The organism is Streptomyces yerevanensis (assembly GCF_000716805.1).
Taxonomy (GTDB): domain Bacteria; phylum Actinomycetota; class Actinomycetes; order Streptomycetales; family Streptomycetaceae; genus Streptomyces; species Streptomyces flaveus.
The window spans coordinates 170,962-190,044 of the sequence record NZ_JNWJ01000009.1 but is presented as its reverse complement, the minus strand read 5'-3'; the positions used below and the strand labels follow the sequence as shown (position 1 = coordinate 190,044).

Genomic DNA, 19,083 nt, shown 5'->3' with positions numbered 1-19,083 from the left:
GTCCTCTGCGGGGCCCGGCACCGAGTTCGTCTCGGGGCCGGGCCCTCGGGCGTATCCGGGCGCGTGCGGTCGAAGGTCCGGCTCCGCATAACCTGGAGACGTCAGACCTACGCCCCCAGGAGAGCACCCGTGTACTTCACCGACCGTGGCATCGAGGAACTTGAGAAGCGGCGCGGCGAGGAAGAGGTCACCTTCGAGTGGCTCGCCGAGCAGTTCCGTACGTTCGTCGATCTCAACCCGGACTTCGAGGTACCGGTGGAGCGGCTGGCGACCTGGCTGGCGCGACTGGACGACGACGAGGACGACGAGTAGGGCTCGCGACGCCCCCTCGAACCCACCGGGACCCGTCGAACCTGCGCATTCACCTCTTGCGAGATCACTGGAACGGGCGTCTTGACTTTCCGTGACCGCGATATATCGTGAATAACGGAAGACGCGATATGGCGCGATCGGCCTTGGCTCGTGCTGACTGGTGCCCCCTGTCGCGATGTTCCGCAACGTCCCGTTCGTTCGCGTCGAGGAGGTCAGCACCATGTCCGAGTGGTCCGTCGCCGAGCCCAAGAAGCTCACCTTCGATGACCCCGTGACGGAGCTCCATGTGCGCCTCGTCAACGGAACGGTGAACGTCGTGGGGGTGGACGAGGGTTCCACCCGCCTCGAGGTGACCGAGATAGAGGGACCGCCTCTCACGGTGACCCACAAGGACGGCACGCTCACGGTGGCGTACGAGGATCTGCCGTGGAAGGGCTTCCTCAAGTGGCTCGACCGCAAGGGCTGGCGCCGCGACGCGGTGGTCTCCCTGGCGGTTCCGGCACATACGCGCGTCGAGGTGGGCGTGGTCGGCGCCGCTGCCGTGGTCTCCGGGGTGGACGGCCCGACGGTGGTGAAGGGCGTCACGGGAGACACGACACTCGTCGGCCTCTCCGGCCCCGTACGCGCCGATACGGTCTCGGGGAATCTGGAGGCCCAGGCCGTCACCGGCGACCTGCGTTTCAACTCCGTCTCCGGCGACCTCACCGTCGTCGAGGGCTCGGGCTCCACCGTGCGGGCCGACTCGGTGAGCGGCTCGATGATCGTCGACCTCGACACGGACAGCCCCACTGACGTCGTGCTGAACAACGTCTCGGGGGAGATCGCCATCCGGCTGCCGCACCCCGCGGACACGGAGGTCGAGGCCAACACCGCGAGCGGCACCGTCTCCAACGCCTTCGACGACCTCCGGGTCAGCGGCCAGTGGGGCGCCCACAAGATCACCGGCCGCCTGGGCTCGGGCACCGGCAAGCTGAAGGCGACGACCGTCTCGGGCTCGATCGCGTTGCTACGGAGGCCTCCGGCGGAGGACGAGCCATGGGACGCCGAGCCGGAGGACACCGATACCGGCCCATCCGACAAGAGCCCCGCCCCACCGTCCGACCGCCCGACGGCCCCTCCCTCCGAGGGCTCACCCGACAGCCCCGCCTCCGGCCCGAACGACAAGAAAGGGCTCTGACATGCCTCCCGTCTTTGCCCACGGACGACTCCGGCTCTACCTGTTGAAGCTGCTGGACGAGGCGCCACGCCACGGGTACGAGGTGATCCGGCTCCTTGAGGAACGCTTCCAGGGCCTGTACGCGCCCTCGGCCGGCACGGTGTATCCCCGGCTGGCCAAGCTGGAGACCGAGGGCCTGGTCACCCACACCACCGAGGGCGGCCGCAAGGTGTACGCGATCACGGACGCGGGCCGCGCCGAACTGGCCGACCGCAGCGGTGAACTGGCCGACCTGGAGCTGGAGATCCGCGAGTCGGTGGCAGAGCTGGCCGCCGAGATCCGGGCCGATGTGCGGGGCGCGGCGGGTGACCTGCGCCGCGAGATGCGGGCGGCGGCGAGCGAGGCACGCCGAGGGCCCACCACGGGCGGCGCCAAGGGGTGGCGAGGGGAACACGAGACCGCCCACGGGGACTCCACCGAGTACATGGAAAAGGAGGCGTGGCGTACCGCGAAGGAGGAGATGCGCCGCGTCAAGCAGGAGTGGAAGGAACAGGCCCGGCGCGCGAAGGACGAGAGCCGACGAGCCCGCGAGGAGGCCCAGCGGGCACGCCGCCAGGCCAAGGAGGCGCAGGAGAGGGCACGGGCCCAGGCCCAGGAGCTCCAGCGCGTCGCCAAGCGCGTCCAGGACCAGGTACAGGACCACTTCGCACGGGGCGACTGGCCGACGGGCGTACGGGAGGGCCTTTCCGAACTCGCCAAGGAATTCGGCGAGTTCGGCAAAGGCTTCGGGAAGGACGCCGGCGCCGACCGGCCGGAGAGGGAGCGGACACCGGAGCCCGACTACACGGTCACCCCCGAGGACTTCCCCGCCGACTACGAACCCGCCTGGGCACACGACGATTCGACCGGCGAACCCACCCGCGACCTCGACCGCCTCCTGGACCGCTTCCGCGACGACATCCGCGACGCGGCCCGCGACAACGGCGTGACGGAGGACCAACTGCGGGAGTGCCGCCGCCACTTGTCGACGGCGGCGGCACACATAGGGGTGGTACTGCGGCCCAAGGGCTGAGCGGGGAGCCCTTGGGTGCGGCGCCCGCGGAAGCGCCGGGTGCCGCACCCCAGTTGGCCCTTCGCCTCAGCCCGCCTTCGCCTCGCCGCCGTAAAGGACGCGCCGTAGTGACGCGTACGTCACGCCGTGGTCGGCCAGCACCTCCGCGGGGACACCGGGGCGGGAGGTGAGGGCGATCAGGAGGTGCTCGTCACCGATGTGCCGGTCCTTGTAAGCGATCGCGATGCGCAGGGACTCCGTAAGCAGATCCTTGGCGCCACGAGTGAAAGGACGATGCCCACCGATGAACCCGGACCACCACCCCTTGCCACGCCCCTTGTCCTTCCCGTCGGACCCCAACGCGCCCACGCCATGGGCTTCTTCGACCCTGGAGACAATCTCCGAGAGGTCGACGCCGAGACCGGACAGGGCGTCCGCCTCGGCGCGCGACAGCCCGCCCCGGCGCCTCGCCTCGGCCAGAGCTCCCTTCACCGACTCCTTCTGACGGTCGAGCCCCAGGGAAGCGAGAGCGAACGAGGCGCGGCTGCCCTCACGATCGAGCAGAGCCAGCAGCATGTGCTGCTCCTCAACCGTCTCCGCACCCATCCGCTCGGCGTGCTCGACCGCGCCCAGCACCACCGCGCGGGCGTCCTTGGTGAACCGTTCGAACATCACTGCCTCCCGTACTTCTTGTGGACGGCCTGCCTGCTGACACCCAGTTCCGCGGCGATCTCCTGCCACGACCAACCCTGATTGCGCGCACTGCGCACCTGCACCGCTTCGAGCTGCTCCAGCAGCCGCCGCAAGGCGGAGACGGCCCGCAGCCCGATCCGCGGATCGCGGTCGCCCGCGCGCTCGGCGAGATCTGTTGCTTCGGTCATGACGTCAACATACGTTGACACGCCCCTTGACGTCAACCTCGGTTGACATCAAGGGGCGTGCAAGAGACGGGTGAGTGTGAGGCCGACGCGTCAGGAGGCAGTGAGGACGATCTTCCCGAACTGCTCGCCCGACTCCATCCGCTCGAAGCCCTCACGGGCACGATCCAACGGCAGGACTTCATCGATGACAGGACGCACACCGGTGGCAGCACAGAAGGACAACAGGTCCTCCAACTCGTCCTTCGTGCCCATCGTGGAGCCGACGACCTTGAGTTCGAGGAAGAAGATGCGGGTCAGTTCGGCGTGCGAGGGACGGTCGCCGCTTGTGGCGCCCGAGATGACGAGGGTGCCGCCGGGCTTGAGGGACTTGACGGAGTGGGACCAGGTGGCGGCACCGACGGTCTCGATGACCGCGTCCACGCGCTCCGGCAGCCGGGCGCCGGACTCCACGGCCTCCACAGCGCCCAGGTCCACGGCCCGCTTGCGCTTCGCCTCGTCACGGCTGGTGGCGAAGACCCGTAGCCCCGCCGCCTTCCCCAGCACGATCGCGGCGGTGGCCACACCGCCTCCGGCGCCCTGTACGAGAACCGAGTCACCGGGCCGTACGCCGGCATTGGTGAAGAGCATGCGGTACGCCGTCAGCCAGGCGGTGGGCAGACAGGCGGCCTCCTCGAAGGAGAGCTCCTTGGGCTTCGGCAGTACGTTCCAGGCGGGTACGGAGACCTGTTCCGCGAACGTCCCCTGGTACCGCTCGGTGAAGATGGAACGCGGCTCCTTGGGTCCGACTCCGTGTCCCGTCTGCCCGATCACGGAGTGCAGCACGACCTCGTTGCCGTCCTCGTCGACCCCTGCGGCGTCGCACCCCAGGATCATCGGCAACCGATCCTCCGGGAGGCCCACGCCCCGCAGCGACCACAGGTCATGGTGGTTCAGGGAGGCCGCCTTGACCTTCACGGTCGTCCAGCCGTCCCGGACCTCGGGAGCGGGCCGCTCCCCCAACTCCAGCCCGTTCAAGGGCTGATCCCGATCAATACGTGCGGCGTATGCAGCAAACATGTTCTGACCCTAGCCCTTGCCTCCGGCGGTTGGGCGAGGCGCCTACCGGGTGGGTGGGTTCGGTTCACTGGCGACTGAGGGCCCGTTGTGGCTGGTCGCGCAGTTCCCCGCGCCCCTTGGGTGGGTGGGGGTGCGGGGCCGCGGTCCGGTGCGTCAGCCCGTCGCAGGCCGGGCATACGACCCTGGCCCGGTACACGGCCCTGGTCCTCCGAGACCGAACCTAAGCGACGGGCATACGACGCACCGGCCCACGACCCCTCCCACCGGAGGAAAGCCGCGGGCAGTCGGGGGTACGGGTCCCCCCGGAGCGCGGACTTGCTCAGGGCGCGAACTTTTCTGGGGGCGCGGGCAGTCGCAGGTTTTTCAGGGGCGCGGGGAACTGCGCGACCAGCCACGACGAACCCGCACCCGAAAACGAACCCACTCGCCGGAGGCGGAGGCGGCGGCGTCAACGCCGAGCGACACCCTCCGCCCGAGCCGCCGCAGCAACCGCCGCAGTGACCGCCGGAGCAACCCGCTCGTCGAACGGCGACGGAATCACGTAATCCGCAGCAAGGTCGTCCCCGACGACCGCAGCCAACGCCTCGGCCGCAGCGATCTTCATCCCCTCCGTGATCCGAGAGGCCCGCACCTGAAGCGCCCCCGCGAAGATCCCGGGAAACGCCAGCACGTTGTTGATCTGGTTCGGGTAGTCGGACCGCCCGGTCGCCACAACGGCCGCGTACTTGTGCGCGACGTCGGGATGCACCTCGGGGTTCGGGTTGGCCATGGCGAACACGAACGCGCCCTCGGCCATGGAAGCGACGGCCGGCTCCGGAACCGTACCGCCGGACACCCCGATGAACACGTCGGCGCCGGCGAGCGCGGCCTCCAACGACCCGGACAATCCCGCCTTGTTGGTCAGCTCGGCAAGCTCCCGCTTGACCGGCGTCAGATCGTCCCGGTCCGCCGACACGACACCCTTGCGGTCCGCGACAGCGACATCGCCGATCCCTGCTTCGAGCAGGAACTTGGCGATGGCGACGCCGGCCGCCCCCGCACCAGAGATCACCGCACGCAGATCCCCCAGCGACCGCCCCGTCAGCCGGGCCGCGTTCCGAAGGGCCGCCAGCGTGACGACAGCGGTCCCGTGCTGGTCGTCGTGGAAGACCGGGATGTCCAGCCGTTCCTGCAACCGCCGCTCGATCTCGAAGCACCGGGGCGCCGAGATGTCCTCGAGGTTGACCCCGCCGAAGGACGGCGCGAGCCGCACCACGGTCTCGATGATCTCGTCGGTGTCCGTCGTGCCCAGAGCGATCGGCACGGCGTCGACCCCACCGAACTGCTTGAACAGGATCGCCTTGCCCTCCATCACGGGGAGGGAGGCCTCGGGGCCGATGTCCCCGAGCCCGAGCACGGCCGTACCGTCCGTCACCACGGCCACCACGGACGACTTCCACGTGTAGTCGTGGACGAGTTCCGGCTGCTCGGCGATGGCGCTGCACACCTTCGCGACGCCGGGCGTGTACGCGAGGGACAGGTCGTCCTTGTCGCGGACCGGCACGGTGGCCTGCACGGCCATCTTGCCGCCGCGGTGCAACGCGAACGCCGGATCGAAGGAATCGAGGGGCTCGGCCCCGGCCTCCTGCCCCGTACTGCTGTCGCTGCGAGGATTGACGATCTCCGCTGCCACTTTGTTTTACCCCTTAAGTCTTGAACGGTTGAGGGTGTCCACTCCGGGTGAGGGGTGGGCGGGCACCGCGTATGTCCCTGATGTGACGGCTACGTACGGGTACGTACGGGCACATACGCGACGGGCGCGCCGCACACGCGCCCTGAGCCCCGGATGAGGGGTGTAAGGAACCTTCTTACCGGACGGACGGCATCGCCGACGAGTCCATAACACGAAGGTCACATGACGCTGACATGACTTGTACCTGAATGCCTGGACATATCCTGACAGGTCAACAGGGCGCCGCAAGTGCGGAGATGCGGTCGTTCGCATCGCGCGAAGCGCCGAAGATCTTCCGGCCGGAAGGAGAAAAATCCGTACATGATCCGGTCAGGATGGGCCGGTCCGGCACGGTTCGGGGGTCACCCGTTATCCGATTTTGACATGGCGGGCACCCTGGGGGCATCCGTCCGAATGGCAAGATTGCCGTCATCACACGAGGTCGCGACACCCAAAGGTGTGTGTTCTCTCGACCCATCGGCACTCCACCCTTCCGCCGGAGGAATCACCATGACCGCAAGCTCCACCCGTCGTACGACCGCCGCGCACTCCCGGATAGCCGCGGTCGGTGCGATCGCGGTCGCCGGCGCCCTGCTGCTCACGGGCTGCGGTGACCAGACCGAGAGCGGCAGCTCGGAAAGCACCGACACCCCCTCGGCGAGTGCGGCCCCGCTGGCCGACAAGCTGCCGAAGGAGATCCGTGACGCGGGCGTCGTCAAGGTCGGTTCCGACATCGCGTACGCGCCGGTCGAGTTCAAGGACAGCTCCGGCAAGACGGCCGGCATCGACCCCGACCTCGCGGCCGCGATGGGCAAGCAGCTCGGCGTGAAGTTCGAGTTCGAGAACGGCACCTTCGACACCCTGATCACCGGTCTGCGCTCCGACCGGTACGACATCGCCATGTCCGCGATGACCGACACCAAGGACCGCCAGGAGGGCGTCGACTCCGACACCGGCAAGAAGGTCGGTGAGGGCGTCGACTTCGTGGACTACTTCACCGCCGGTGTCTCGATCTACACCCAGAAGGGCAAGAACACCGACATCAAGACCTGGTCCGACCTGTGCGGCCGGAAGATCGTGGTGCAGCGTGCCTCGGTCTCCGAGGACCTCGCCAAGGCCGAGGCCAAGAAGTGCCCGAGCGGCAAGAAGCTGACCATCGAGTCCTTCGACAACGACCAGCAGGCCCAGACCCGCCTGCGCGCGGGTGGCGCGGACGCCGGCTCGTCCGACTTCCCGGTAGCCGCGTACGCGGTCGCGAACTCCGGCGGCGGCAAGGACTTCCAGCTCGTCGGTGAGCAGGTCGAGGCCGCCCCGTACGGCATCGCGGTCGCCAAGGGCGACACCCAGCTGCGGGACGCCCTCCAGGCCGCGATGGACGCGATCATCGCGAACGGCGAATACGAGAAGGTCATGAAGAAGTGGGGCGTCGAGGACGGCGCCGTGACGAAGGCCACCATCAACGGCGGCAAGTGACCGCGCGGCCGGCGGGCACTGAGAGGCAACACCCGTGACTGTTGACATCGACAAGACGGACGGACCGGCGGACACCCCGCCGGCCGGCCCGGAGGCCATCAAGGCCATCCCGGTCCGTCACTATGGGCGGTACGTCTCCGCCGTCATCGCCCTCGCCCTGCTGGGCGGGGTCATCTACGCGTTCTCCCAGGGCAGGATCAACTGGGGCGCGATCCCGGACTACTTCTTCAACGACCGCATCCTCAGCGGCGTCGGCAACACGATCCTGCTCACGGTGCTGTGCATGCTGATCGGCGTCGTCGGCGGCATCCTGCTGGCGGTGATGCGCCTGTCGAAGAACCCGGTCACCTCGTCCATCGCGTGGTTCTACATCTGGTTCTTCCGCGGCACCCCGGTCCTGGTCCAACTGATCGTCTGGTTCAACCTGGGTCTGGTCTTCGAGTACATCAACCTCGGGCCGGTCTACAAGGACGAGTGGTCGCAGTTCATGACCCCGTTCCTGACGGCGCTGCTGGGCCTCGGCCTCAACGAGGCCGCGTATATGGCGGAGATCTGCCGCGCCGGTCTGCTCTCGGTCGACGAGGGCCAGACCGAGGCCTCGCACGCGCTGGGCATGAGCCACAGCAAGACGCTGCGCCGGATCGTCGTCCCGCAGGCGATGCGCGTGATCGTGCCGCCCACGGGCAACGAGGTCATCAACATGCTGAAGACGACCTCGCTGGTGTCCGTGGTCCAGTACTCGGAGCTGCTCCGTGTCGCCCAGGACATCGGCCAGACCTCCGGCGCCCCGGCCGAGATGCTGTTCCTCGCCGCGGCCTGGTACCTGGTGCTGACCTCGGTCTTCAGCGTCGGCCAGTACTACCTGGAGCGGTACTACGCCCGCGGTTCCAGCCGCACGCTCCCGGACACGCCGTTCCAGAAGATCAAGGCGAACATGCTGTCCCTGTCCAACCGTCCGGGATCGACGCCGGGAGGTGCCGCATGACCGCCATGGTGAAGGCCGAGGGCGTCCACAAGTCGTTCGGCCTGGTCGAGGTCCTCAAGGGCATCGACCTGGAAGTGCAGTCCGGCGAGGTCTTCTGCCTCATCGGCCCGTCCGGCTCCGGCAAGTCGACCTTCCTCAGGTGCATCAACCACCTCGAGAAGATCAACGCCGGCCGTCTGTACGTCGACGGGGAGCTGGTCGGCTATCGGCAGAAGGGCGACAAGCTGTACGAGCTCAGGGACAGCGAGGTCGCCCTGAAGCGCCGGGACATCGGCATGGTCTTCCAGCGCTTCAACCTGTTCCCGCACATGACGGCGCTCGAGAACGTCATGGAGGCCCCGGTCCAGGTCAAGGGCGTCAGCAGGGCACAGGCGCGGGAGCGCGCGGGCCAGTTGCTCGAACGCGTCGGCCTCGCCGACAAGGCGGGTAGCTACCCCTCGCAGCTCTCCGGCGGCCAGCAGCAGCGCGTGGCGATCGCCCGTGCGCTGGCCATGGAGCCGAAACTGATGCTCTTCGACGAGCCGACCTCGGCCCTCGACCCGGAGCTGGTCGGCGACGTCCTCGACGTCATGCGCGACCTCGCCGAGTCCGGCATGACGATGATCGTCGTCACTCACGAGATGGGCTTCGCCCGCGAGGTCGGCGACAGCCTGGTCTTCATGGACGGCGGCGTGGTCGTCGAGTCGGGCCACCCCCGCGACGTACTGACGGATCCGCAGCACGAGCGGACGAAGTCGTTCCTGTCCAAGGTTCTCTGAGGGTACGGACGAGAAGGGGTGGTACGGGTCCTCCGTACCACCCCTTCCTCATGCCGTCGTCACTTGAGCGCGAGGACCAACGCGTCCGACGGTGACCGCCACACAGCCCTGGCCTCGGCGAAGCCCTTTTCGCGCAGCACGCGCGCGTGCCACTCGGCGGACGGGGTGTCGCCCTCGGCGTGCTCCCCGTAGATCTCGAAGCGGCGGGCGGTCGGCTCGGCGAGTACCGGGTCCTGGGCGGCGAGCTGCCACCACTCGGTCCAGCCGAGTACGCCGGCCTCCTTGGCGCGGTTCATGCGCTCGTGCCGCTGCGCGCGCTCCGCCGCGTTGATCTGCGGGGTGGACTCGTCGATCATGTGGTCCGCGTTCATGAACACACCGCCGTCGCGGACGAGTTCCGCGACCTGACCGTAGAGGGCCGCGAGGGGTTCGAGGTGCAGCCAGTGCAGGGCGGTCGCGGTGAGGACGGCGTCGTACGAGTCGTACGGCAGCCTGGTCGTCCAGTCGGGGTCCTTCAGGTCGGCCGTGACGAAGGTGACGCGGTCGTCGTCCGCGAAGGTGCCCTCGGCGATGGCCAGGAGCGCCGGGTCGAGGTCGATCCCGGTGCTGACGGCCTCCGGGAACCTTTTCAAGAGCCGGGCCGTGATACTTCCCGTACCGCACGCGAGGTCGAGTACGCGCGGTGTGGGGCCCACCAGGGCCTCGACCATGTCGAGCATGACCCGGAAGCGTTCCTCACGATCCGGGAGGTACCACTCCTGCTGTGCATCCCAGCTCGCTTGCCATGCAGGCCAGTCGGCTCCGGTCACGGTGGTCATGGAAGCCCCTCCCCTCCAGGAGTAATACCCTGGAATCACAGTCAGCCATTACGCGCTCGCAGCACGACCATAGAGCGCCCTCGTAAGGACTACAAGTGGAACTGGCCTATTACTCGGACTACGCCGTACGTCTCGTCAACAGCGAGGAACCGGCCCGGGGCAAGGACTCACTCACCTCGGTCGAGGCCGTCCGCGACCTCTTCGGGGGCAACGCCTCGGCGGCCCGCCGGGCCACGGACGCGGACGTCACCCGCTTCAGGGGCGTACGGGGGCGGCTGCGAGCGGTCTTCGAGGCGGCGGACGGCGGCGACGAAACACTCGCCGTGGACCTGCTGAACTCGCTCCTCCTCGAATTCCCCGTCAGCCCGCAGATCTCCGGGCACGACTTCCGGGACGACGACGGCCGCCCGCTGTGGCACATGCACCTGGCGGACCACCCCTCGAACGCGACCGCCGGCTATGCCGCGATCGCCGCGATGGGCCTGGCCTTCCACCTCACCGAGTACGGCGTGGACCGCCTCGGCCTGTGCGAGGCCGCGCCGTGCCGCAACGCCTACCTCGACACCTCGACGAACCGTTCCCGCCGCTACTGCTCGGACCGCTGCGCGACCCGCGCCAACGTCGCCGCCTACCGCGCCCGCAAGCGCCTGGAGGCCGACCGGTCGGGGAACACCGGCCGCGCGGCCGAGAACGCCCAGCGCGCGACCGCGAGCGGCGAACGCTGACCGTCCTTCAGGGGCCGGTACCGGAACCACGCCTTCCCGAGGACGAATTCCTCGGGCACGGTCCCGTAGTCCGTGCTGTCCCCACCCGCGTACGCGTTGTCCCCGAGCACCCACCAGCCGCCCTCGCGCCGCTCCACGGCACGCTTGACGACCAGCAGGTCCTGCTGGAACGGATGACGCAGAACGACCACGTCACCGGGCCTGATCCGCGCCCCGTACTGCACCACGAGCAGATCCCCGTGATACAGCGTGGGCACCATGGACGGCCCGGTCACTTCGGCCACCCCGAAAGGCACGACAGCCCTCCCGCGCTCGGTCTCCTGCGACAGCTCCGGCATCACCGGCACCTCCCCGGTCCGATCCTCCACCAGTCTCAGTCTGACCCCGGACTTTTGTCCTAAGCCCATGGGGGCACTCGCGAAATCCCGTCCAGCACGGAGTAATGTCCCACCTGAGAAGACGATCACGAGGAAGGACAGCTCAATGCTCTCCCGCCTGTTTGCCCCCAAGGTCAAGGTCAGCGCACACTGTGACCTGCCCTGCGGTGTGTACGACCCGGCCCAGGCCCGCATCGAGGCGGAGTCGGTGAAGGCCATCCAGGAAAAGATGGCCGGCAACGACGACCCTCACTTCCAGGCCCGGGCGACGACCATCAAGGAGCAGCGCGCCGAGCTCGCCAAGCACCACGTCTCGGTGCTGTGGAGCGACTACTTCAAGCCGCCGCACTTCGAGAAGTACCCGGAGCTCCACCAGCTGATCAACGACACCCTGAAGTCCATCTCGGCCGCAAAGGGCTCCACGGACCCGGCGACCGGCCAGAAGGCGCTCGACTACATCGCCCAGGTCGACAAGATCTTCTGGGAGACCAAGAAGGCCTGATCTTCGATCATGCTCTCTGACCTGCGATTACGTTGGTTGCAGCGTCTCCCTTTCCGCACCCGGTCCTCGGGTCGCCCAGAACGGCGGCCGTGATGGATCGGGTGCGGTCCTTTTGTCCGGCTTGTCCGGCCGGGTATGTCGATGGCGTCGAGGTCCAAGGTGGAGTTGTACGCGGCGATCCGTCGGGACTGCACGCCTGGCCGGCCCCCGGCCGCCCGGAAGCCGGATCGTCCCTCGACAAGGCCATCTCTTTCCAGTCTGCGAACTTACGATCGCGCGGGTTGGTTGGCGATCAGAAGGATGCTGCCGGCGGGGCGGAAGCCCAGGCGTGAGTAGACGCGAGCGACGGCGTCCTCCGCATAGGCGAGGAAGACGGTGTTCACCCCGTGGTCGCGCGCGTGGGTGACCAGGGCCGCCGTGACGGCGGCGGCCAGGCCCTGGCGGCGGGCGATGGGAAGGGTGCCGATGCCACCGATCTCGGTGGTGCCGTTCGCCGGGTGGTAGTGGCCGACGGCCAGCGGGGTGCCGTCCGGGGCGAGGGCGGCGATGAGCGTTTTGTGCCCGGCGCGGATCGTGGGGCGGGTCGTTGCCACGGTGCCGTCCTCGGTCAACTCCTCGGCCACCACCGACAGTTCCTTACGGCCCGCCGAGCCCACCGCGGTGCCTTCCTCCGCGAAGGCCAGGCGGGGCAGGGCGAGGGCTGCGGGCAACGCGGGGTCGTCGGCTTTCAGCGCACGTAGCGTCACGCCCTCGGGCAACGGTTGCGGGCTGATCCGGTGGTGCGGATCCAGAGCCATCAGCGGGCGTTCCGCCACGGGCAGGCCGGCGGCCTCGATACAGGAACGCAGCGTCGGCGCCGCCTCGGCCAGCCACTCGAAAGCCTCTGGCACGCCGAGCTCGCGCTGCCGGGCCCGTACCCGGGCGATGTCCACAGCGGTAACGGACGAGGCCCCCTCCGCGGTGGGTTGGGCATGGCCGGGGCCGCCGTAGTACGGGGCACCCGGCTTCCTGCGCACGAAAAGCCGTAACGAACCGAACTCTTCGGCGTCAGCGAACAGCAACGGCACGGTGGCGTAGTACTGCTCGATGCGGGCACGCAGACAGTCGCTCATGCGGCGCATCCCACCACGGGACGGTGCCGCACCGCATCCGAGATCTGCGGCCGGCTGCCGTTCACGCCGCGGAGGAAGACGGTCCAGCCGTCATGTGTCGCTGCCTCACACCGACGCAACCACCGGGCCACAGGTGGGCGTAGATCCGTAGCGCGGTGACGGCAGAGGTGCAGGGCATGCTCCTCGAGACGGGCGAACATTCTCGCGTTGTCGGTGAGATGCGCCAGGACATGGCCGCGTGACCGTCCCGGAAGGACGGATGCCTCGGCGACCTGCTGGTCGTTCAGTCCGGCGACGAGCCTTTCCAGCGTCCCGTGGGCTTCGATCACTGCCGCGACAGGAGGTTGCGTGCCCCCGCCCTACAGGGCCGGGCTCTGGTTGCGGACAGCCGGGGCCCGGGCAGCGAGTTCCTGGAGAGGTTCACCGCTCAGTCGGCATACGGTCCACTCGTCCAGGAGTTCCACGCCGAGCGACTTGTAGAAGTCGATCGTCGGTTCGTTCCAGGCCAGGACCCACCACTCGAAGCGTTCGTAGCCGTGTCGCTCGCAGATCGCGGCCAGGGAGGCGAGCAGAGCCTTGCCGTGTCCGCCGCCTCGGGCGTGCGACCGTACGTAGAGGTCCTCCAGGTGCATGCCACGTGTGCCGGTCCAGGTCGAGAAACGGGGGAACCACAGGGCATAGCCCACCGTCTTGCCCGTCTCGTCGTCCTCGGCGATCAGTGCGAACGCAGCGGGAGATTCTCCGAACAGCGCCTCGCGGAGCTGCTCCTCGGTCGTACGGGCCTGCTCAACAGCCCGTTCGTACTCGGCTAGTTCGCGGATCATCGCGCGGATCTCCGCGACGTCGTTCACTGTGGCGGCACGGATCATGCCGGAGATCATCGGTCACGGTGCCGAGCCGTGTCCATCCAATTATCCAATTACGCGCCTTCTGAGCGGCGTGAAGTGGACTGCTCGGGCTTGCTCTTGAGGCACCCCACCCGCTCACGCTGTTTCCTTCGCCTCCTGCCACGACAGTTCGCGCTTGATCCCTCCCGCTGTGATCCGCGGAATCCCGCCGTAAAGGCCGCGGAGGTAGCCGAGTTCGAGGTTCTCTTCCTTGCGCGGCTTGGCATCGATCAGCGCGTAGAGCTCGGTCTCACCGGAACGTCGCTCAGAGGTCAGCGCAGGACAAGCAGGACGGCCAGCGCGATGAGCAGCGAGTCGATCCGGTCCAGCAGGCCGCCGGAGCCGGGTAGCCAGTGGCCGGCGTCCTTTGCCTGCGCACCTCTTTTGATCATGGATTCGAGAAGGTCGCCGACCGGGCCGCCGACCGCCACCGCGACCGCCATCGGCCAGCTCAGCGCGGACAGCACGGCGAGCACGCCGACGCCGGCCACGGCCCCGGCCAGGGTCCCGCTCCACCGCTTGGCCGGTGACAGTGGCGACAGCCGCGGCCCGCCCAGCCGTTGACCGGCGAAGTACGCCGCGATGTCGGCGACCGAGACCGCCACGAACAGCGCGAGCGCGCTCGCCCCGAGCGGCACCAACGCGGCCAGCACACTCAGCCAGGCCAGCCCGAGCAGGCCGGCGCAGAGCCGGTGCAGGCCATGGTCGGCGTCGCCGGACAGGAGCGGCCCCGCGGCCACCGCGAGCGCCCCGATCGCGACCGCCCGGAGCTCCTGTCCGGGCGCCAGCCAGGCGGCCAGCACCACGCCTGCCACCGCCGCGGCCAGTACCACCCGGTCTGCCCAGCCCAGCTGCATCAGCCCGCCGAGCTCCATCGCCGCAATCACCCCTACGGCGATGGCGACGGCCGCGACGCCCGGGCTGCCCCACCAGAACGCACCGGTGACCAGTGGCACTCCGACCGCCCAGGCACACCACCGGATCAGCAGCTCGCGGCGCCGGGACGCCGCCACCGCGAGGCCGCCAAGCGCCAGCGCCCCACCGAGGTAGGGCGCCAGGGAGGCCACGGTGATCACCGGGCGGATCCGGCGGCGGGAACATCCGCAGGCATCGAAACGGGCGAGGCCGAACCAGGCCGCAGTACATCCAGGGCGGCCTGAAAGCCGCCCACAATGCGCGCGTTCTCGGCGGTGTCCTTGACCGCGATACGCACGGTGCGCCCTTGGTAAGCCGACGACAACGGCGACAGGTCGCGCAGGTAGACGTCGCGGCGGCGGCACTCGTTCACCACCTGTGCGGCACTCGGCCCGCCGGACGGCAGGGTCACGGTGAGGAAGTTCGCCACACCCTCCTCGACCACCACGGCCTCATCCAGCCCGGCCAGGTCTGCGGCCAGCTGCCGGCGCAGCGCGTGGGTACGAAGCCAGCAGTCGCTGTAGTACGCCGGGTCGCGCAGGGCTGCGACGGCGGCCAGCTGTGCCGGGAGGCTGACCGGCCAGGGTGGTGTCCGCAGGCGCAGCCGCGCCGCGGTGGTCGGCTCGGCCACCAGGTACGCAGCACGCATACCGGACAGCGCATACATCTTGGACAGTGAGCTGCAGACCACTGCCCGCGGATCCGTCGCGGCGAGGCCGGCGAGCGACTCGGTCAGGTCGACATAGCCCAGGTACGCCTCGTCGATCCACCAGCGGGTCCGGGCCGGCGCGGCGGCGATCACCGAGCGCAGCTCCGCGGCCGGTGCGTGGCGTCCGGTCGGGTTGTTCGGGTTGACCACCACCACGAGGTCGTAGCGGCCGGAGGCGACGGCAGCGGACAGCCGGGCCGGATCGATCCGCCAGCCGTCTTCGCGGCGCAACCGGAACCGGTCCACCCGGCATCCGATCACCCGCTCCGTGACGTGGGCGTACTCGCCGTAGCCCGGGTCCATCAGAAGCACCCTGCTCTCCGGGGTCAGCCACTGGCCGAACGCCCGGAAGATCAGGTCGGATGAACCGGCGCCGACTGCGAGCGTCTGAGCCGGCAGGGCCCGGGCCTCGGCGATTTCCGCCAGCAGGCCCTCGGCGCCGGTCGGCGGCGAGGTCCGGGCGGCCCAGGCCGGATCTTCCGCGAGCGCCGCCCGCACCCCCGGGGCCGACGGGAACCAGGCATCCAGCACGTCGGCCGCGACCACCTGAAGGCGCCGGTGCAGGCTGCGGAAGTCCGTGCCGATGGCGGTGAACGAGGCGCCGCCGTGTTCGCAGCCGTCCGGCCGGGGTGCGAACGGCATGTCCAGCCGCCAGTCCACTTCGGACCGCAGACGTTCCAGCATGGTGCCGTAACGGTCCATCGTGACCTTCGTCAGCTCGGTCACGCTGCCGGTCAGCACCTCGAACGTCAACGCACCACTGTGGACGGTACGGCCGACCGGGCGCAGGCCGGCGGCCAGGTACATGGTGAGCAGCTCGGTGCGCCCCATCGCCACCACCCGGCGACCGCCCCGGGCGGCGATCCAGCGCAGCGCCGCGTACATCAGCAGCGGTGCCGCGGCGGTGGTCCGCCAGCGCGGCTCGACGGTGAGGATGCGTACCTCGAAGAGATCGTCCTCGGTCAGCAGCGGCAGCTCGTCGCGGGTCAGGTACTTGTCCAGCGCGTACCGCCCCAACCAGGGCGGAGTCAGACTGACAAAGCCGATCCGGTCCGCGCCTCGCGCCGCGACCAGGTAGACGTTGTCGCCGTCCAGCCCGTCGCGAAGCCGGCCGGACGGATCCGGCACATGCTGGCCCAGCTCCCGTGCGTACACCCGGTGGCGCAGTTCGTGGATCCACTCCAGATCCTCCGGAGTGGCAGCGCGCAGCTGCAGGTCACGTCCCATGAGCACCTCTTTCGACGCGGGGTGGGCCCGTCCCATCGTGGGGACCGCGGACCGGCCGCGACAGCGCCGAGCGACACAGTCAGCCTGAGTACGCGTACTCAGGCGCAGTCGCCCCCCGCGTGCTCCGTCCACGGAGGTCGGTGGCAGGCGATTTGGTGGGCGTGATCGGCGGCGGCGCATCCCGGTGCAGCAGCAGGTAGGCAAGCAGCGACTTCGCGCGAGCGGAGTCCAGCGGCCCCAGCCGCCGTTCTCCGCTGCGCAGATCCATGCCGCCCAGCAGGCGCGCGTGCAGAGCTTTCCCGTCCATCAGCCGACTCCCGAGCACACGGCCCGGTATCCGGGTACCGTCCGCCGCCCCACGGACCGGCCGAGGGCCTCGGTCACCGGTACGGCGTCCACGGTTTCCAGGCTGCGACCTCTGGTCGGGTCCCGCGAGCCGTCCGGGAATCTGCGGTGGCCTTCAGTCGGCCGGTGGCAGCAGAGTTCCCAGTGGCCCCAGGTCCAGATTGAGGTCTTCCAGGCGGAGGTCGTGGTGGGCGCAGAGTTCTTGCATGCGGTCGTGGAGGAGCATCAGGGTCAGGCCGATGCGTTCTTCCTGGTCCTCCGTGAGGTCGTTGTTGTCGACGCGGTGGAGGGCCTGGCGTTCCATGAGCTGGCGGAGGAGTTCGACGACCGTCAGGACGAGCTTGACCAGGTCGCGCTCGACGGTGTCCGGGTCGGTGGACAGGCGGTGGGCGGCGCGGGTGTCTGAAGGTGGGGGCGGCGGGGGCATGGAGGCCTCACAACGGCTGGGTGGCGGCGTCGACGGCCGCGGCGGCAACCGGAGCGATGACGGCGCGCAGATCGATGCGTACGAGATCGACATCGGCGATGGACAGGACCAGGTCGCCCGTGATGACGACGCCGCCCTGGAGGAGGCGGTCGAGAAGGTCGATGAGGGCGACCGGGCGGTCGGCGACAGGAGCTACGGTCACGAGACGGGCTCCGCGGGGAGGGAGAAGGAGTACGGGGCCCAGGGCCCTGTCACTTCCACATGGACGCCGGGGTGGCCCTCGGCCGCTGCCAGGACGCGGGTGCGGAAGTCCTCGACGCGGTCCTCGGGGACCAGGTAGGCGTCGTTGCTGACGTTGGGGCCGGGGACCGAGCCTGCGAGTTCGCCGCGTTGAGGGCGGAAGGCCATGTGGTCGACGGCCAGAGTGCCGGCGAGTTCCCTGAGGCGGGCGGCCGTGTCGGTGGCCGCCTGCCAGGCGTCCTCCGTCGAACGCCTACGGCGGCGGCGTCCGGCCAGGTAGGCGCGGCCGACGCCCAGGCCCTTGGCCTTGGCCGGCTCGGGGTCGGATGACTCGGTGTCGGGAGCCGCGTAGATCTTGACGCCCAGTTCCACGTGCCCCGTGACGCGGTCCAGCAGGGGCAGGAAGTCGTCGCGGCGCGCTTCCAGGGTCTGCCGTACGCGGTCCTCGTCGCGGTAGACGGTGACCAGGCGCAGCGGCAGCACGGCGATGCCGCGCCCGGTGAGCGCGGCGACCACGGCGTGGTGGGCCCGGGCCGTGGCTTCCAGCCAGCCCAGGTCCTCCAGCCCGGCCTTGAGGGACGCTTCGTCGAAGTCCGCGGCCGGGACGGGGCCGACGACCGCGGCGAGCGCCGGGGGGCGGCGTTCCGGTGTGTCGTCCGGATCCGGGGTGCCATCCGGTGCGTCGTCCCCGAACTCCAGGAGGCGGATGGGCTCGCCTGCGACTCCGCGCAGGTTCGCGACCGCACGGGCGGCTTCCGGGGTGCGGCGCAGCACGGCGTAGGCGTAGACGATGTCGGTCTTGGCGGTCTTGGCGGTCTGGTCGATGTCGGTCTTGGCGGTCTGGTCGACGTCGGTCTTGACGTCGTTGCTCATCTCGGCGTCGAGGTCGGACTTGGCGTCGTTGCCGATCTCGGCGTTGATCTCGGCGTCGATGTCGATGTCAGCGTCGATGGCGGTCTTGATATCGGTGTCGGTCATGGGGCAGGACTCCTGTCGGCGGATCGCAGCGCGGCGATCTCCGCGCGCAGGCGTTCGTTCTCCTCGGCGAGGGAGCGGACGGGATCTTCAGCGAGGGACCGCCGGTCCGGCTGCTCCGCGAGCGCCCCGTCCGGCGGCTGCTCCTCGCGGGTCAGGTCCGCGGACCTGGCCCGCGAGGAGAGGGACGGATCGTGTTCCCACCAGTCGATGCCCATCTCCTTCGCCTTGTCGACGGAGGCGACGACGAGCCGCAGCTTGATGGTGAGCAGCTCGATGTCGAGCAGGTTGATCCGGATGTCGCCCGCGATCACCACGCCCTTGTCGAGGACCCGTTCGAGGATGTCGGCGAGATTGGCGCCCTGGCCGCCCGGCCCCTGGTCGTACGGGGACGGAAGGCGGGGCGATCCGCCGAGTGCGCCTGCTAGCGGTTGCGTCATG

At 69.3% G+C, this 19,083-nt stretch carries 24 protein-coding genes; 8 read left to right on the top strand and 16 right to left on the bottom strand.

Annotation, left to right across the window (positions count from 1 at the left end; all coding sequences use genetic code 11):
* Nucleotides 1-129: 129 nt before the first annotated feature.
* The 3 genes from OP79_RS12005 to OP79_RS11995 all read left to right on the top strand — a co-directional run bounded on the left by OP79_RS12005 (nt 130) and on the right by OP79_RS11995 (nt 2,540).
* Nucleotides 130-312 (top strand): DUF6104 family protein, encoded by a 183-nt coding sequence (locus OP79_RS12005; protein WP_033320086.1) that lies wholly within the window; start codon nt 130-132, stop codon nt 310-312.
* 220 nt (nt 313-532) lie between these two features.
* Complete coding sequence (locus OP79_RS12000) at nt 533-1,489, top strand: DUF4097 family beta strand repeat-containing protein (RefSeq protein WP_033320146.1); 957 nt, start codon at nt 533-535, stop codon at nt 1,487-1,489.
* A gap of 1 nt (nt 1,490) precedes the next feature.
* Nucleotides 1,491-2,540 carry a PadR family transcriptional regulator gene (locus OP79_RS11995; RefSeq protein WP_033320085.1) on the top strand — a complete coding sequence of 350 codons (1,050 nt, stop codon included), beginning with the start codon at nt 1,491-1,493 and terminating at the stop codon, nt 2,538-2,540.
* Nucleotides 2,541-2,606: 66 nt separating this feature from the next.
* On the opposite strand, the gene OP79_RS11990 is transcribed toward OP79_RS11995, so the two are convergent.
* The 4 genes from OP79_RS11990 to OP79_RS11975 form a co-directional block, all read right to left on the bottom strand.
* Entirely contained in the window at nt 2,607-3,191 is a 585-nt protein-coding gene (locus OP79_RS11990) for a Clp protease N-terminal domain-containing protein (protein WP_033320084.1), read from the bottom strand.
* Nucleotides 3,191-3,400, bottom strand: coding sequence for a helix-turn-helix domain-containing protein (locus OP79_RS11985; protein WP_010984411.1), 210 nt, complete (start codon nt 3,398-3,400; stop codon nt 3,191-3,193). The genes OP79_RS11990 and OP79_RS11985 overlap by 1 nt, the downstream gene beginning before the upstream one ends.
* A 90-nt stretch (nt 3,401-3,490) precedes the next feature.
* Complete coding sequence (locus OP79_RS11980; RefSeq protein WP_033320083.1) at nt 3,491-4,456, bottom strand: zinc-binding dehydrogenase; 966 nt, start codon at nt 4,454-4,456, stop codon at nt 3,491-3,493.
* 448 nt (nt 4,457-4,904) lie between these two features.
* Entirely contained in the window at nt 4,905-6,128 is a 1,224-nt protein-coding gene (locus OP79_RS11975; protein WP_033320082.1) for an NAD(P)-dependent malic enzyme, read from the bottom strand.
* A 549-nt stretch (nt 6,129-6,677) separates the two neighbouring features.
* Here OP79_RS11975 and OP79_RS11970 point away from each other — a divergent pair.
* The 3 genes from OP79_RS11970 to OP79_RS11960 are packed head-to-tail and all read left to right on the top strand — an operon-like array spanning nt 6,678 to nt 9,383.
* Nucleotides 6,678-7,640, top strand: a complete 963-nt coding sequence (locus tag OP79_RS11970; RefSeq protein WP_033320081.1) for an ABC transporter substrate-binding protein — start codon at nt 6,678-6,680, stop codon at nt 7,638-7,640.
* 34 nt (nt 7,641-7,674) lie between these two features.
* Nucleotides 7,675-8,625, top strand: a complete 951-nt coding sequence (locus OP79_RS11965; protein ID WP_033320080.1) for an amino acid ABC transporter permease — start codon at nt 7,675-7,677, stop codon at nt 8,623-8,625.
* Nucleotides 8,622-9,383 carry an amino acid ABC transporter ATP-binding protein gene (locus OP79_RS11960; RefSeq protein ID WP_033320079.1) on the top strand — a complete coding sequence of 254 codons (762 nt, stop codon included), beginning with the start codon at nt 8,622-8,624 and terminating at the stop codon, nt 9,381-9,383. The genes OP79_RS11965 and OP79_RS11960 overlap by 4 nt, the downstream gene beginning before the upstream one ends.
* A gap of 59 nt (nt 9,384-9,442) precedes the next feature.
* On the opposite strand, the gene OP79_RS11955 is transcribed toward OP79_RS11960, so the two are convergent.
* A complete protein-coding gene (locus OP79_RS11955) occupies nt 9,443-10,201 on the bottom strand; it encodes a class I SAM-dependent methyltransferase (protein WP_033320078.1) in 759 nt (252 codons plus the stop codon).
* A gap of 95 nt (nt 10,202-10,296) precedes the next feature.
* Between OP79_RS11955 and OP79_RS11950 the strand changes: the two genes are divergently transcribed.
* The gene (locus OP79_RS11950) at nt 10,297-10,926 is read left to right on the top strand and encodes a CGNR zinc finger domain-containing protein (RefSeq protein ID WP_033320077.1); all 630 of its coding nucleotides are present in this window, start codon (nt 10,297-10,299) and stop codon (nt 10,924-10,926) included.
* Here OP79_RS11950 and sodX read toward each other — a convergent pair.
* Nucleotides 10,830-11,264, bottom strand: a complete 435-nt coding sequence (gene sodX, locus OP79_RS11945) for a nickel-type superoxide dismutase maturation protease (protein ID WP_033320145.1) — start codon at nt 11,262-11,264, stop codon at nt 10,830-10,832. The two genes, OP79_RS11950 and sodX, sit on opposite strands and share 97 nt — an antisense overlap.
* A 145-nt stretch (nt 11,265-11,409) precedes the next feature.
* Between sodX and sodN the strand changes: the two genes are divergently transcribed.
* A complete protein-coding gene (gene sodN / locus OP79_RS11940; RefSeq protein WP_033320076.1) occupies nt 11,410-11,805 on the top strand; it encodes a superoxide dismutase, Ni in 396 nt (131 codons plus the stop codon).
* Nucleotides 11,806-12,071: 266 nt separating this feature from the next.
* On the opposite strand, the gene OP79_RS11935 is transcribed toward sodN, so the two are convergent.
* The 10 genes from OP79_RS11935 to OP79_RS11895 form a co-directional block, all read right to left on the bottom strand.
* Nucleotides 12,072-12,926, bottom strand: a complete 855-nt coding sequence (locus OP79_RS11935) for a GNAT family N-acetyltransferase (RefSeq protein ID WP_425428562.1) — start codon at nt 12,924-12,926, stop codon at nt 12,072-12,074.
* On the bottom strand, nt 12,914-13,246 hold the full coding sequence (locus tag OP79_RS56910) for a maleylpyruvate isomerase N-terminal domain-containing protein (RefSeq protein ID WP_245685288.1): 333 nt from the start codon (nt 13,244-13,246) through the stop codon (nt 12,914-12,916). Before OP79_RS56910 ends, OP79_RS11935 begins: the two co-directional genes overlap by 13 nt.
* Before the next feature lie 30 nt (nt 13,247-13,276).
* Nucleotides 13,277-13,786: a GNAT family N-acetyltransferase gene (locus OP79_RS11930; RefSeq protein WP_033320144.1), complete on the bottom strand. Its 510-nt coding sequence runs from the start codon at nt 13,784-13,786 to the stop codon at nt 13,277-13,279.
* Between the two features lie 290 nt (nt 13,787-14,076).
* Nucleotides 14,077-14,880, bottom strand: a complete 804-nt coding sequence (locus OP79_RS11925) for a phosphatidate cytidylyltransferase (RefSeq protein ID WP_211270773.1) — start codon at nt 14,878-14,880, stop codon at nt 14,077-14,079.
* On the bottom strand, nt 14,877-16,655 hold the full coding sequence (locus tag OP79_RS11920) for a histidinol-phosphate aminotransferase family protein (protein ID WP_033320074.1): 1,779 nt from the start codon (nt 16,653-16,655) through the stop codon (nt 14,877-14,879). Before OP79_RS11920 ends, OP79_RS11925 begins: the two co-directional genes overlap by 4 nt.
* A 79-nt stretch (nt 16,656-16,734) precedes the next feature.
* Nucleotides 16,735-16,962, bottom strand: a complete 228-nt coding sequence (locus OP79_RS11915) for a hypothetical protein (protein ID WP_033320073.1) — start codon at nt 16,960-16,962, stop codon at nt 16,735-16,737.
* Nucleotides 16,963-17,115: 153 nt separating this feature from the next.
* On the bottom strand, nt 17,116-17,520 hold the full coding sequence (locus OP79_RS11910) for a gas vesicle protein K (RefSeq protein ID WP_078491742.1): 405 nt from the start codon (nt 17,518-17,520) through the stop codon (nt 17,116-17,118).
* Nucleotides 17,435-17,629, bottom strand: a complete 195-nt coding sequence (gene gvpJ / locus OP79_RS11905) for a gas vesicle protein GvpJ (RefSeq protein ID WP_033320071.1) — start codon at nt 17,627-17,629, stop codon at nt 17,435-17,437. Before gvpJ ends, OP79_RS11910 begins: the two co-directional genes overlap by 86 nt.
* Nucleotides 17,626-18,645: a GvpL/GvpF family gas vesicle protein gene (locus OP79_RS11900; protein WP_245685287.1), complete on the bottom strand. Its 1,020-nt coding sequence runs from the start codon at nt 18,643-18,645 to the stop codon at nt 17,626-17,628. The genes gvpJ and OP79_RS11900 overlap by 4 nt, the downstream gene beginning before the upstream one ends.
* Nucleotides 18,642-19,082 (bottom strand): gas vesicle protein, encoded by a 441-nt coding sequence (locus OP79_RS11895; RefSeq protein WP_033320141.1) that lies wholly within the window; start codon nt 19,080-19,082, stop codon nt 18,642-18,644. Before OP79_RS11895 ends, OP79_RS11900 begins: the two co-directional genes overlap by 4 nt.
* Nucleotide 19,083: the final 1 nt, after the last annotated feature.